At 66.2% G+C, this 13,841-nt stretch carries 13 protein-coding genes; 7 read left to right on the top strand and 6 right to left on the bottom strand.

From position 1 onward, the window contains the following. Positions 1-76 precede the first annotated feature (76 nt). The 3 genes from moaB to M2334_RS10170 are packed head-to-tail and all read right to left on the bottom strand — an operon-like array spanning position 77 to position 3,193. A complete protein-coding gene (moaB, locus tag M2334_RS10180; protein WP_264606071.1) occupies positions 77-604 on the bottom strand; it encodes a molybdenum cofactor biosynthesis protein B in 528 nt (175 codons plus the stop codon). Further along, a complete protein-coding gene (locus M2334_RS10175) occupies positions 594-2,369 on the bottom strand; it encodes a lytic transglycosylase domain-containing protein (RefSeq protein WP_264605341.1) in 1,776 nt (591 codons plus the stop codon). Before M2334_RS10175 ends, moaB begins: the two co-directional genes overlap by 11 nt. Beyond that, complete coding sequence (locus tag M2334_RS10170) at positions 2,366-3,193, bottom strand: hypothetical protein (protein WP_264605340.1); 828 nt, start codon at positions 3,191-3,193, stop codon at positions 2,366-2,368. Before M2334_RS10170 ends, M2334_RS10175 begins: the two co-directional genes overlap by 4 nt. Positions 3,194-3,317: 124 nt before the next feature. Here M2334_RS10170 and M2334_RS10165 point away from each other — a divergent pair, with 124 nt between their 5' ends. Next, positions 3,318-4,970: an electron transfer flavoprotein-ubiquinone oxidoreductase gene (locus tag M2334_RS10165; RefSeq protein ID WP_264605339.1), complete on the top strand. Its 1,653-nt coding sequence runs from the start codon at positions 3,318-3,320 to the stop codon at positions 4,968-4,970. A 77-nt stretch (positions 4,971-5,047) separates the two neighbouring features. Here M2334_RS10165 and M2334_RS10160 read toward each other — a convergent pair whose 3' ends face one another. After that, complete coding sequence (locus M2334_RS10160; protein WP_181559368.1) at positions 5,048-5,194, bottom strand: lmo0937 family membrane protein; 147 nt, start codon at positions 5,192-5,194, stop codon at positions 5,048-5,050. A gap of 156 nt (positions 5,195-5,350) precedes the next feature. On the opposite strand from M2334_RS10160, the gene M2334_RS10155 reads away from it, so the two are divergent. From M2334_RS10155 to M2334_RS10130, 6 genes are all read left to right on the top strand, one after another. Then, positions 5,351-5,863: a DUF305 domain-containing protein gene (locus M2334_RS10155; protein WP_264605338.1), complete on the top strand. Its 513-nt coding sequence runs from the start codon at positions 5,351-5,353 to the stop codon at positions 5,861-5,863. 60 nt (positions 5,864-5,923) lie between these two features. After that, positions 5,924-6,760 carry a 4-(cytidine 5'-diphospho)-2-C-methyl-D-erythritol kinase gene (locus M2334_RS10150; RefSeq protein ID WP_264605337.1) on the top strand — a complete coding sequence of 279 codons (837 nt, stop codon included), beginning with the start codon at positions 5,924-5,926 and terminating at the stop codon, positions 6,758-6,760. Positions 6,761-6,805: 45 nt separating this feature from the next. Continuing rightward, entirely contained in the window at positions 6,806-7,522 is a 717-nt protein-coding gene (locus tag M2334_RS10145) for an N-formylglutamate amidohydrolase (protein ID WP_264605336.1), read from the top strand. A 92-nt stretch (positions 7,523-7,614) separates the two neighbouring features. Then, positions 7,615-9,339: a dihydroxy-acid dehydratase gene (gene ilvD / locus M2334_RS10140; protein WP_264605335.1), complete on the top strand. Its 1,725-nt coding sequence runs from the start codon at positions 7,615-7,617 to the stop codon at positions 9,337-9,339. 195 nt (positions 9,340-9,534) lie between these two features. After that, positions 9,535-10,905 carry an NAD(P)H-hydrate dehydratase gene (locus tag M2334_RS10135; protein ID WP_264605334.1) on the top strand — a complete coding sequence of 457 codons (1,371 nt, stop codon included), beginning with the start codon at positions 9,535-9,537 and terminating at the stop codon, positions 10,903-10,905. Continuing rightward, a complete protein-coding gene (locus M2334_RS10130) occupies positions 10,902-12,116 on the top strand; it encodes a class I SAM-dependent RNA methyltransferase (RefSeq protein WP_264605333.1) in 1,215 nt (404 codons plus the stop codon). Before M2334_RS10135 ends, M2334_RS10130 begins: the two co-directional genes overlap by 4 nt. Here M2334_RS10130 and M2334_RS10125 read toward each other — a convergent pair. Further along, entirely contained in the window at positions 12,106-12,543 is a 438-nt protein-coding gene (locus M2334_RS10125; RefSeq protein WP_264570055.1) for an MAPEG family protein, read from the bottom strand. The two genes, M2334_RS10130 and M2334_RS10125, sit on opposite strands and share 11 nt — an antisense overlap. Positions 12,544-12,607: 64 nt before the next feature. Continuing rightward, positions 12,608-13,801: a type III PLP-dependent enzyme gene (locus tag M2334_RS10120; RefSeq protein ID WP_264578680.1), complete on the bottom strand. Its 1,194-nt coding sequence runs from the start codon at positions 13,799-13,801 to the stop codon at positions 12,608-12,610. Between the last annotated feature and the right edge of the window lie 40 nt (positions 13,802-13,841).

The following is a 13,841-nucleotide window of genomic DNA, read 5'->3' as shown; positions in this document are numbered from 1 at the left end:
CTGAAGTTTATCCTGAGCGCCCGCCCTGCGGGCAGTCGAAGGGCTCGACACGAACGGTTCTGTGGATTTCCTGAGCCTACTTCTCCAACAGCCGCGGCATCAATTCCACGAAGTTGCACGGCCGAAAGCGGCTATCGAGCTGGTGGACCAGAATCTGATCCCACCCATCCTTCACCGCGCCGGTCGAGCCGGGCAGGGCGAAGATATAAGTCCCTCGCGCCACGCAGGCGCAGGCGCGGGATTGGATGGTCGAGGTGCCGATCGACTGGAAGCTGAGCCAGCGGAATAGCTCGCCAAAGCCCGGAATGGCCTTGTCCTGCACCTTTTCGAGCGCTTCAGGTGTCACGTCCCGCCCCGTCACCCCGGTGCCGCCTGTGGTGAGGATGACATCGATCTGCGGGTCGTCGATCCAGCGGTGCAGATGGCCAAGGATGGTCTCGACCGAATCCTTGCTGATCTCGCGGGCCTTCAGCACATGGCGGGCAGCGGTCACCCGCTCGGCCATTGTATCGCCGGATCGGTCGTCCGCCAGCGTCCGCGTGTCGGAGATTGTGAGCAGGGCGATCTGAACCGGGATGAAGACGCGGCTCTCGTCAATAGGCACCGGCAGCGGTCCCATGCGGGGTGACACGGACGGCGACGTCCTTGCTGCCATCCGGGAAACGGACCCACAGGCCCTGCGCCATGGCCGAGAGTGCCGGGGAGCGGCCGCCTTGCTCGTTCATCTGGTAGATCCAGTAATTGCGCAGCACGGCGTTCAGATAGGCGCGGGTCTCGTAATAAGGCACGGATTCGATGAAGAGCAGCGGATCGCCCTCATCGCGGATCTGCACGTTCCAGCGCTCGATGGGGGTTGGGCCGGCATTATAGGCCGCGACGACCTTGGGCAGCAGTCCGCCCGTGGCCGGCATCTGGCTGAGCTTGCGCAGATAGGCCTGGCCGAGCGCGAGGCTGACGGCCGGATCGTAAAGCTGATCGGGCGTAACGGCCATGCCGCTGGAGCGGGCAAGCTGCGCACCGGTGCCCGGGAGCACCTGCATCAGGCCGCGTGCATCGGCCGGGCTGCGTGCATCGGTCTGGAAGCGGGATTCCTGCAGGGCATGGGCGAAGACCAGCGCGCGCTCGACTTGCCAGCCATTGCTCGGCGACCATTCCGGGCGGGGATAGCGCGCATAGGCCGCCGACTTGCGCCCGCTTGGCGAGCGTTGCGCCAGCCAGAGCTGGGTGGTCGGCAGCGAAAGGTCGCTGGCGAGATGCACGAGGGCGCTATAGCGCGTGTCGTCGCTCAGCGCCGCTTCGTGGCGCAGCACCGCATCGGCCTGCGCGCTCCGGCCCAGCGTGGCGAGGATCACGGCGTTGCGGACATTGCCGCTGCCCGCGAGCAGTGACCAATCCTGCGACGACACATTCTCCCGCTTGAGCGCGGTGCTGAAGCCGAGGCCGAGCGTTTCGCGGGCCAGCAGGCCGTAGAAGCTCTCTTCATCGCGCGCCGCGCTGCGCAGCAGGGCATTGACTCGCTCGGGCTTCCGGTCGGCCATCATGGCGCGCGCGGCCCAGAAATAGCTGCGGCTGCGCAGGTCCGCATCGGACGTGCTCATCGCGGCATGATAGAAAGAGTCGGCGGCGGCGGCCCATTGCTTCTCGCGCCAGGCGGCGAGGCCCATCACCCAGTAAGACGGTGCCACGAACTCGCCGGTGCCGCCATCGACGGCCAGCGCGCCCATGCGGCGGGCATTGGCGGTATCGCCGCAGATGAAATAGGACCAGGCGAGGCGCTGACGCAATTCGGTGCGGCCATCCATGCCGAGCCCGGCCTCGGCGGAGGCGAGCAGAGCCTCGCCCTGATTGGGCTGATCGTCCTTGATATACTGGAGCAGCGTGCCGCGCAGCTGATCAGCCGCGGCATCGCCCTTCACGGAGCGGAGCATCTGCCGCTGGGGAGACGTGCCGGTCCACATGAGCTGGCGCGTAGCCGGCCGGTCCGGCAGCGTCTGCGCGCCCCGCTTGCGGGCCAGCGAGGCGATGCGGTCGTTCTGCGGAAGGTTGGGCGTCTTGTGCAGCAGGTCGAGCAGGTCGAACAGCTCGACGCGGGGGCTATCCTTGGCGAGATACAACTCGGCTAGCAGATGCGGGCGCATGCTGTCCGCCTCGGAGAGGCCGAGAATGGCACTGCGCGCCTCGTCCCAGCGCTTGCCCTCCAGCATGGCGAGAATGGCGCCATATCGGCCTTGCTCATCCTGGCTCGGCGTCGGGATGGCGGAGGCTGCCGCCGCCGGCTGGGCTACCGCCAGTGGGCCAGCGAGCGCGCACAGCGACAGGGCCATGAGCAGCGACCGGCGCACACGGGATCGGGAAGGGGACCTGTTCATTGCGTCAACAATCCATGGAGCATACGCACGCTTTGCCAGCTTCTGGCCTTGGCAAGCGGCCGGTTCATCAGCAGATCAGGCCCCGCGAGGGCGACCGTATCCACGCTGCCATGCGGCAGGTCAATCTTTTCGAGCCCCACTAGGCCGGGCCGCCAGCGCTCGCCGAGCATGGCGCGGCCAATCCGGTCACCCAGCAGGATGATCGCGCCCGGCTGGACCAGATCGAGATAGCGACTCATCCGCGCGGCAAGCTGGGGGAGCAAGGCGGCATCGAGATGACCGCCCGGCGGACGGCGCAGAGCCAGCGGCAGGCACGGCGCCTGTGCAGGCTCAAGGCCGAGCGTGCCGAGCATCGCGGCGATGAACCGCTGCTGTTGCGGCTCGAGAAGCTGGGCTAGATCGGTTGCACCGGCGGCCGGCATCTCGACGAGGAGAACGAGGCGCGGCACGTGCAGGGCGGGGAGGGCGATCCGCTCGCCATGCCAGTCGGCTTCCGGCTGGCCGGCATCCTGCGCAATCCAGTCGAGGAAGCCCGGTAAATCTCCCGGCATCCTCTTGGGCGCCTGATCCGGCGTGCGGGCCTGTACGGGGGCGGGCTGCGGCGCCGGCCCGGGGGCTTCAGCAGGCGCATCAATGGCCGGCCGCGCGGCAACGTCTGCTGCGCCACTGGCTGTGTTGGAAGAGCGTCGCCAGAATGGAACGGGTTCGCCATCTCGCCAGCGCCGGGGCGCCTCGTCGGTGGCGCAGTCCAGCCCCGCTTCCCGCCACCAATGCGCATAGGCATAGGCCGCCTGCTCCGGCGTCATCATGTCCTGCTCACCCATGGGTTTACAGAGACAGAGGTTGACGGCGCGGTCAACTCTGCCGCATCGCTGGCGACTGTAAAGCGTGAAAATATTGCGGCGACCGGACGGAACTCCAGAGCGTCCGCCGCATAGGGAGGTAGACATGTCCGAACGGGAATCCATGCCCTATGATGTGGTGATCGTAGGCGGAGGCCCTGCAGGCTTGAGCGCGGCGATCCGCCTCAAGCAGCGCGCCCAGGCGGCGGGCAGCGAGATCAGCGTCTGCGTGCTGGAAAAAGGCTCGGAGATCGGCGCGCATATTCTCTCCGGCGCGGTGATCGATCCCCGGGCGCTCGATGAGCTGCTGCCGGAGTGGCGGACCAGCGACTGCCCGCTGGCGCAGGTGCCGGTCACCGAGAACCATCACTGGATGCTGAGCCGCTCGGGCAAATTCGCGTTGCCGCATATGCTGACGCCGGGTTTCATGCACAATAAGGGCACATATACCGGCTCGCTGGGCTCGCTGTGCCGCTGGCTCGCCGAACAGGCGGAGGGGCTGGGCGTGGAAATCTTCCCCGGCTTCCCCGCCGCGGAAATCCTGCACGATGAACATGGCGCCGTGAAGGGCGTCGCGACCGGCGACATGGGCGTGGCCCGCGATGGCAGTCGCAAGCCGGATTATCAGCCCGGGCTGGAGCTTCATGCCCGCTACACGCTGTTCGCAGAAGGCGCGCGCGGCCACCTCACCAAGCAGCTCAAGGCCCGCTTCGATCTGGAAGCGGACAGCGATCCGCAGACCTATGGCCTGGGCTGCAAGGAATTGTGGGATATCGATCCGGCCAAGCATGTGCCCGGCCGGGTGATCCACACGCAAGGCTGGCCGCTGACCGATGCCTATGGGGGCGGCTTCCTGTATCATCAGGCGAATGGTCAGGTGGCGCTCGGCTTCGTGGTCGGGCTGGGCTACAAGAACCCGTATCTGAGCCCGTTCGAGGAATTTCAGCGCTGGAAGCAGCATCCGGACATCCGCGCGGTGCTGGAAGGCGGCAAGCGCGTCTCCTATGGCGCCCGGGTTATCAATGAGGGCGGCTGGCAATCCATCCCAAAGCTGGTGATGCCTGGTGCGGCGCTGATCGGCTGCTCGGCCGGCTTTGTGAATGTGCCGCGCATCAAGGGCACGCATACAGCGATGAAATCCGCGATGCTGGCGGCCGACGCCGTGGCGGATGCGGTCGCCGCGGATCGTTCCGGCGATGTACTGGATGCCTACCCAGCCGCGCTGGACGAAAGCTGGATCGTCAAGGAGCTGAAGCTGGTGCGCAATGCCGGCCCGGCGCTTGCCAAGTTCGGCAATATCTTAGGCACGCTGTTCGCCGGCATCGATATGTGGATGCGCACACTTGGCATCGGGCTGCCGTTCACGCTGCGCAACAAGGCCGATCATACCAAGCTCTGGCGCAAGGATGCCGTCCGCAAGATCGCCTATCCCAAGCCGGATGGGGTGATCAGTTTCGACCGCCTCTCGTCCGTCTTCCTCTCGGGCACCAATCATGAGGAGGACCAGCCGGTCCATCTGCAGCTCAAGGACCCGGAAGTGCCGATCCGCTACAATCTGCCGCTCTATGACGAGCCGGCCCGGCTCTACTGCCCTGCGGGCGTCTATGAGGTGGTGGAGGATGGCGCCGGAAATCCGCGCTTCCAGATCAACGCGCAGAACTGCGTCCACTGCAAGACCTGCGACATCAAGGACCCGACCCAGAATATCAACTGGGTGGCGCCCGAGGGCGGCGGCGGGCCGACTTATCCGAACATGTAGCTGCGCCTATACCCTCGCTGACGGGTAGAAAAACGGGGCCGATCAAGGCCCCGTTTGTTCATCGATCATTGGCGCGATCAGAGAGATCGGCGACCGGTGATGAGCTGGAATACGAACACCACGCCCGCGATGAGCAGAAGGATGTGGATCAGGCCGCCACCGACGTGAAGGACGAACCCAAGCAGCCACAGAACGATCAGAATACCGATGATGGTCCAGAGCATATAAGTCCCTTTCAAATTCTTTTCCCGACAATGGGGAGACGGTCGCTGCGGCGAAAAGTTCCCGTCTCGGTGTCTGGCAGGCCGACGGACACCGGCTCAGGCTGCAACCCTATCCCAGTTGGCGGGTTGGTTGGCAGACCCGCAGAGGAGGCCTGGATGAGCTACGCGCGCTTCGCGGCCATGATCGCCACGTCGACGGTCGTGATGTTCGGACTGATGTATCTGAACACCTACGCCCTCGATCATGTCACGTACAGCCAGACCCGCACCTGGATGGCGCTGCTGATGGGGGCTGTGATGGCCATCATCATGCTAGTTTTCATGTGGGGGATGTACCCGCGCAAGGGCGTGAAGATCGGGATTATCGCAGGCGCAACTCTCGTCTTCGGTCTCTCGCTCTGGCTGGTGCGCAGTCAGGCCACGGTCGACGATGTCAGCTACATGAAGGCGATGATCCCGCACCATTCCATCGCGATTATGACCAGCGAGCGCGCCCATATTCGTGACCCGCAGGTGCGTGCGCTGGCCGACGGCATCATCGAAGCGCAGGTGCGGGAGATCGCTGAAATGAAGGCGCTGATCGCCAAGTTGGAGGCGCAGCCGGTGCCACAGAATGCGCCTGATCTTCCCGACTATCGCGAGGCAGGGAAGGCCGCGCCATCAGATTGACGCATGATGGCTCGGCGACCGAGCTTGCAGAGGGACAAGACAAGCGGCCGCGGCCCCGCTATGGAGCCGCCCGTGCTCACAGAAACCGCCTACGCCAAGCTCAACCTCGCTCTTCATGTCCGCGCGCGCCGCGCCGATGGATATCATGAACTGGAGAGCCTGTTCGCCTTTTGCGCAGATGGCGACGGTTTGAGCGGCACCCTTCGCGAGGACGGCGAGATCGCGCTGCGGGTCGAGGGGCCGTTCGCGGATGGCTTGCCGACTGATGAGCGCAATTTGGTGATGCGCGCGGCGCACGCCCTGCAAGCCGCGACTGGCGGCCATCTGGGCGCCGATCTGCTGCTCGAGAAGCACCTGCCGGTTGCTTCCGGCATCGGAGGCGGCTCGGCCGATGCCGCCGCTGCGCTTCGGCTGCTGGTGCGGCTGTGGGACGTGCGGCCGATGGAGATCGATTTCCCGGCCATCGCCTCGGCGCTGGGCGCCGATGTGCCCGCCTGCCTCGGCTCGGCCACCGTTTTCGGGTCGGGCGTCGGGGACCGGCTGGAGACGATCGATCTCGATCTGGCGGAGACGCCCGTACTGCTGGTCAATCCGCTGATCGCCTGCCCGACCGGGCCCGTGTTCGGCGGATGGGACGGCATCGACCGGGGCGCGCTCGACCCGCTGGGATGGGCGCGGGGCCGCAACGATCTGGCGGCGAGCGCGATGGCGCTGGTGCCAGAAATCGAGGAAGTGCTGGCGGTGCTGCGCGCGCAACTCCCCCAAGTTGCCCGCATGTCCGGCTCCGGGGCGACCTGCTTTGCCGTCTTCGCGAGTGAGGCCGAGCGGGATGCTGCCGCAGACCGCATCATCGCCGACCATCCCGACTGGTGGGTGATGACCAGCCTGCTGCGCTGAACGCGCGGCCTTTTGGCCGGCCGCAAACTGCGCTAGGCCTTGGACATGACTGTTGCGTTTCAAATCCTGGGCGATCCGAGCTCGCCGATTCTGATCATCGCTGATCATGCCTCCAATCATGTGCCGGAGGATATCGATCTCGGTCTGCCCGCTGCCGTGCTGGAGGAGCATGTCGCGATCGACATCGGCGTGGCGCAGGTTGCGCGGCTGTTGGTGGATCAGGGCGGGTGCTGCTCCATCCTGGGCGGCGTTTCGCGCCTCGTGATCGATTATAATCGCGAGGCGGATTCGGCCGGGCTGGTGCCGGTGCATAGCGATAGCCACCATATCGAGGGCAACAGCACCGCCGAGGTCGCCGACCGCCTCGCGCGCTTCTACGATCCCTATCATGCCGAGGTCGCCGTGCTGGCCGGGCAGGGGCATCGGCCGTTCCTGCTCTCGTTGCACAGTTTTACGCCGCAATTGCGCAGCCGGCCCGAGGAGGCGCGCCCATGGGACATCGGCGTGCTCTACAATCAGGACGATCGCGGCGCGCGGATCGCCATCCCACTGCTGGCCGCCGCCGGGCTGGTGGTGGGCGATCAGGAGCCCTATTCGGGCAAGCTGCTCAATGCGACGATGAACCGCCATGCCGAGGCCCATGGGCGGCCCTATCTTGGCATCGAGATGCGGCAGGATCTGGTGAGCGACGGCGCCGGTCAGGCGCGGCTGGCGGGCATCATCGGCCCGGTGCTGCGCGCCTGCCGTGCGGCCTTTTCCTGAGAGCGGCTCGCAACAGGCGTGTTTTGCGCCCTCCATGCTTGCAAGCCGCCCCGCAACGGGCCTAGAGCGCTGCCCGCAGGAAGGTGAATGAAATGACCCACAGCTTCGACAAATCCAAACTCCCCAGCCGCTACGTCTCCGTTGGCGTCGAGAGCGCCCCCCACCGCAGCTATTATTACGCGATGGGCTGGAAAGAAGAGGATATTGCCAAGCCGTTCGTAGGTCTCGCCTCCGCCGGCAATGACAGCGCGCCGTGCAACACCACGCTCGATACCCAGGCCAATTGGGCGCGCGAGGGTGTGATGGCCGCAGGCGGCACGCCGTTCCGGTTCAACACCATCACCGTGACCGACGGCATCGCCATGGGCCATCAGGGCATGAAGAGCAGCCTCGTCAGCCGCGAGGTCATCGCGGACTCGGTCGAGCTCTCCGTGCGCGGTCACTGCTATGACGCGCTGGTGACCTTCGCCGGTTGCGACAAGTCGCTCCCCGGCATGATGATGGCGATGCTGCGCCTCAATGTGCCCAGCATCTTCGTCTATGGCGGCTCCATCCTCCCCGGCCAGTATAAGGATCGCGAGGACCTGACCGTCATCGACGTGTTCGAGGCTGTTGGGCGGTTCGCTGCCGGCAATTGCCCGCTCTCGGAAGTGACGGCCATCGAGAAGGCGGCCTGCCCGGGTCACGGCGCATGCGGCGGCCAGTATACTGCCAACACCATGGCCTGCGTCGGCGAGGCCATCGGCCTGTCGCTGCCGAACAGCAACATGGTGCCGGCGCCCTATAAGAGCCGTCAGGAAATCGCTGTCGCGGCGGGCAAGCAGATCATGGAGCTGCTCAAGATCAACCTGCGCCCGCGTGACATCTGCACGCGCGAAGCTTTTGAGAACGCGGCCCGCATCGTCGCGGCGACCGGCGGTTCCACCAATGGCGCGCTGCACCTGCCGGCCATGGCGAATGAATGCGGCATCGACTTCTCGCTGTTCGACGTGGCCGAAATCTTCAAGACGACGCCGTACATGGCTGACCTCAAGCCGGGCGGCAAATATGTCGCCAAGGACATGCATGCCGCCGGCGGCATCTACATGCTCATGAAGTCGTTGGCCCAGACCGGCCTGCTGCACCTCGATTGCATGACGGTGACCGGCAAGACGCTGGGCGAGAACATCGACGAAGTGACGTGGAACCCTGACCAGAAGGTCATCTACGACGCCAAGACCCCGATCACGCCGACCGGCGGTGTCGTCGGCCTCAAGGGCAGCCTTGCGCCGGACGGGGCGATCGTGAAGGTCGCGGGCATGAAGCGCCTGCAGTTCACCGGCATCGCCAAGGTGTTCGAGCGCGAGGAAGAGGCCTTCGCCGCCGTTGAGGCGCAGCAGATCGTGGACGGCGATGTCGTCGTGATCCGCTACGAAGGCCCCAAGGGCGGCCCCGGCATGCGCGAGATGCTCTCGACCACCGCTGCGCTTTACGGCCAGGGTCTGGGCGAGAAGGTGGCGCTCATCACGGACGGGCGCTTCTCGGGCGGCACGCGCGGCTTCTGCATCGGCCATGTCGGCCCGGAAGCAGCGGACGGCGGCCCCATCGCGCTGGTCGAGAATGGCGATACGATCAGCATCGATGCCGAGGCCGGCACGATCGACCTGTTGGTCGACGAAGCCGTACTGGCCGAGCGCCGGGCGAAGTGGCAGCCGCGCCAGAATGACTATCAGGCGGGTGCCCTGTGGCGCTACGCGCAGAATGTCGGTCCGGCTTGGCAGGGCGCGGTGACGCATCCGGGCGCCAAAGCGGAGAAGCATGTCTTCGTTGATATCTGACGTATACGCCCCCTTCCTGTTCAGAGGAGGGGTGGCTTGCGCTTTGGCGCGCCTCTTGGGGCAACCGCACCGCCGTGCTCCTGCGAAGGCAGGAGCCCAGGGCGCATGCGACTGTTCTGACCGCCCTAGGCTCCTGCCTTCGCAGGAGCACAGTGGTGGATCAGGAAACCTACGCTCTTCGCGGTGCAGCCGCCAATGACCGCCGCGCCCATCCTTACCGTCGCCCAGATGCGCGCCGCCGAGCAGGCGCTGTTCGATGCCGGCATCGATCCCTACGCCCTGATGTGCACGGCCGGCGAGGGCGCGGCGGAGGTGATCTTCCGCGCGGGCGCGATGCGCGATGTGCTGGTGCTCTGCGGCCCCGGCAACAATGGCGGGGACGGCTTCGTCATCGCCCGTACCCTGCGCGATCTGGGCGTGCCCGTCCGCGTGGCGGCGTTGGGCGAGAGCGGCACGGGCAGCAGCCGCAAGGCGCGCGCCGATTGGGGCGGCCCGGTCGAGGATATCATGCTTGCCGAACCGGCGACGCAGTTGGTGGATGCGCTGTTCGGCATCGGCCTCACGCGCGGCCTGTCGCCGGAACTGGCGGCCCGGCTTGGCGCCCTGGTGGAGGCCGCGCAACTGAGCTACGCCATCGACGTCCCGAGCGGCGTGGAGAGCGATGCCGCGCTCGCGCTCTCCCCAGTGCCGGTCTTCACCCATTGCCTCTCGCTCGGCGCCTGGAAGCCCGCGCATATGCTGATGCCGGCGCTTGGCTTTGCGCAGCAGCACTGGATGGTCGATATCGGCATCGACGTGCCGGCGGATGCTGCGTGGGTTCTTCAACCGCCATCGATCCGTCCCCCGGCCCGTGATGCCCACAAATATCTGCGCGGTCTGGTCTGCGTCGTGGCCGGTGCGATGCCGGGCGCGGCCGCGCTGGCGGCGGAGGCGGCGGCGCACAGTGGGTCCGGCTATGTACGGCTGATCGGGCAGGCCGCGCCGGCCGGCTCTCACAGCCACGCCATTGTGTGCAGCGAGCATTTCGAGGTGGATCGGGCCAAGGCGCTGCTTGTCGGCCCTGGCCTCGGGCGCGATGATGCGGCCTGGCGCACGCTCCTCATAGCCTTGAATGGAGGCGTTCCGACCGTCGCCGATGCAGATGCCTTGTGGCTGATGGGCACGCGCGGTCCCCCGGAAGCGCCACCTCCTGCCGTCGTCACTCCGCATGAAGGCGAGTTCCGCCAGCTTTTCGGCGCACGACCAGGCAACAAGATCGATCGCACTCGCGCGGCGGCGGCCGATATCGGGGCCGTCGTCGTCCACAAAGGCGCGGACAGCGTGATCGCCGCGCCCGATGGACGCTGCGTCGTCGCCCCGCCGGCTTCGTCATGGCTCTCCACCGCCGGCACGGGCGATGTGCTGGCCGGCTTGTGCGCGGGCCGTCTGGCGGTTACGGGCGATGCCTTCACCGCTGCCTGTGAGGCCGTCTGGCTGCATGGCGAGGCTGGCCGCCGTGCCGGCGCGGCCTTCATTGCCGACGATCTCGTCGGTTGCCTTCCTGCTGCCCTTGCGAGTGCCTCATGACCAGCCCCGATCCCGATCTTATCGTCCGCATTGCCGCGCGAGGCGATGGCGTGACGGCGGATGGCCGCCATGTGGCGCTGAGCGCGCCGGGCGACCGTCTACGCACCGATGGCAGCATCGAGGCCGGGCCGCATCACGTCACGCCGCCATGCCGCCATTTCCCGCAATGCGGGGGCTGCCAGCTCCAGCATTTATCGGATGAGGCCTTCACCGACTATGTGCGCGATCGCGTGGCCGGCGCGCTGGCCGGGCAGGGACTGAGCGCGCAGGAGGTCGCCGCGCCTTATGTCTCGCCGCCACATAGCCGTCGTCGAGCCGGCCTGCGCGCGCTGCGGCTCGGCAAGCGCATCCAGTTCGGCTTCTCGGAGCAGGGCAGTCATAAGCTTATCGATCTGCGCGAATGCCCGGTACTGGACCCGCGCCTTTTCGCGCTCGTCGCGCCGTTGCGTGCGCTCTTTGCGACGATGCTGCCGGATCGCCAGCCAGGCGAGGCGGATCTGACGTTGGTCGATCAGGGCGTGGATGTCGTCCTTTCAGGCCTGCGGGTCGATGGCCTTGCCCAAACCGAGGCGCTGCTCGACTTTGCCCGTGAGAACCAACTCGCCCGGCTCATCCTGATCGATGATGATGCCCCCATGACCATCTGGGAGCCGGAGCCGGTGACGGTGCGCTTCGCCGATGTCCTCACTGGCTACCCGCCACGCGCCTTCCTGCAGGCGACGGAGGACGGGGAGGCGGCTCTGGTCGCCGAGGTGCGTCAGGCATTGGGGGGCGCAGCCATGGTGGCTGACCTGTTCGCGGGGCTCGGCACCTTCGCCCTGTCCGTCGCCAATGATGTGCCGGGGCGCAAGGTCTATGCGGCGGAGGCCGCCCGCGATCTGGTGATGGCCCTGCGCGCCGGTGGCAATCGCCTGCCCGGCCGCATCTTCCCGGAGCATCGCGACCTGTTCCGCCGTCCGCTTACGCCAGCGGAACTCAACCGCTTCGATGCCGTCGTGCTCGATCCGCCCCGCGCCGGCGCGCGCGAGCAGGTGGCGCAGATCGCGGCCTCACAGGTGCCGCTGATCGTCTATGTCTCCTGCAATCCGGCCAGCTTCGCGCGGGATGCGGTGATGTTGGCCGAGGCAGGCTACCGCATCGAGCGGGTGAAGCCCGTCGGCCAGTTCCGCTGGTCGACCCATGTCGAGCTGGTCGCGACCTTCAGGCGCTGAGCCGTAGCGCGGCGAGCAGGCCGTTGACGGCCAGCACCGCCAGCAGGATCGACGAGAGGAAAAACAGGCTGGCGCGCACCGGAATGGTGTTCACCTTCGCTTGCCACACGCTGTGGACGATGCGGATGCCCACATAGGCCCAGGCGAGGGCGATGTTGGCCGTCGTGCCCTGGCCGAGTAGCGCCAGGCCGATCGCCGTCGCGTAGAAGATCGTCGGCTGCTCCATCAGATGCGCATAATTGTGCGCGGGCCAGTTGATCTCGCGCGGGAGCATCCGGTCGAGATCCTGCCCGCGTCCGCCGCGTGCCTGCTCCGGCGAGATTTTGAGCTTGCTCAGCGCCGGTAGCCGCAGTGCGACCATCCAGATGAGCATCACGATGGACCAGAGCACCAGCGCAAACACCGGCAGCAGCAGATTGACCGACATGAAAAAGCCTCCCCGAAACTTGTCCGGGGAGGCTGTCTCATTCTTTTATGCTTGGCAATCCGCTTTAGCGGCGCAGTTGCACCACGTTGGACTGCTGCGGGACGGGCTCTTCCTCACGGTAGAGGCTCGCCATCGGCTCGTCGGCGACCTGTGCGACGCTCTCCGCGCCGAAGCCGTTGAAGTCGGTGCGCATGGCATTGCCATAGGCGCCGAGCATCCCGATCTCGATATAGTCGCCCGCCCGCACGTCCGCAGGGAGCATGAACGGGCCGGCCATATGGTCCATGTCGTCGCAGGTCGGGCCATAGAAGCTGAAAGCTTCCTGATCCGCCTCATTGGCCTCCGCGCGCAGCAACTGCACCGGAAAGCGCCAGCCGAGATGTGCTGCATCGAACAGTGCGCCATAGGCGCCGTCGTTGATGAACAGCTCATTACCGCGGCGCTTTTCCACGCGCACGAGCAGCGAGCTATATTCTGCGCACAATGCCCGGCCCGGCTCGCACCACAGTTCCGCCGAATAGGAAATCGGCAGGCTCTCGAAGGCGCGGTGAATGGCCGAGAAATAATGGCCGAGCGGCGGCGGCTCCATGCCGGGATAGGTGGAGGGGAAACCGCCACCCACATCCACGATGTCCACCGTCACCGATGCATCGACAATCGCGGCGCGCACGCGCTCGATAGCCTGCACATAGGCGTGGGGCGACATCGCCTGGCTGCCGACGTGGAAACAGATGCCGAGCGCATCCGCAGCCTGACGGGTGGCCTGCAGCAGCTCGCGCGCATCGGCGAGATCGCAACCGAACTTGGAAGCAAGGCTCAGCTTGCTGTGCTCGGAGGAGACGCGCAGGCGCACGCACAGCTCAAGGTCCGGCGCGCCACGGGTGGCCCGCACGATCTTCTCCAGCTCCTCGAGCGAATCCAGCGAGAAGGTCCGCACGCCATGCTTGAAATAGGCCTCGCGAATGGCTTCCTCGGCTTTCACCGGATGCATGAAGCAGAGCTTGGCCTGCGGCAGCGTCCGCGCGACCAGCCGAACCTCGGCAATGGACGCGACATCGAAATGCGTGATTCCAGCTGCCCACAGCGTTTCCAGCAACGCGGGCGAGGGATTGGCCTTGACGGCATAGAGCGAGCGCCCCGGGAACTTCGTCGAGAAGTATCGAGCGGCGCGGGCAGCTGCCTGCGGGCGAATAAGCGTTACCGGTGCTGCCGGTTTGAGGGAGAGAGCTACCCCCAGCGCGCTATGATGCTTGTACAACTCAAGGGACCTCCAGTGGATTACAGTCGAAAAGAGCTGC

The organism is Sphingobium sp. B11D3D (genome assembly GCF_025961755.1).
In the GTDB taxonomy this organism is placed as follows: domain Bacteria; phylum Pseudomonadota; class Alphaproteobacteria; order Sphingomonadales; family Sphingomonadaceae; genus Sphingobium.
This window is presented reverse-complemented; position numbering and strand designations above follow the sequence as displayed.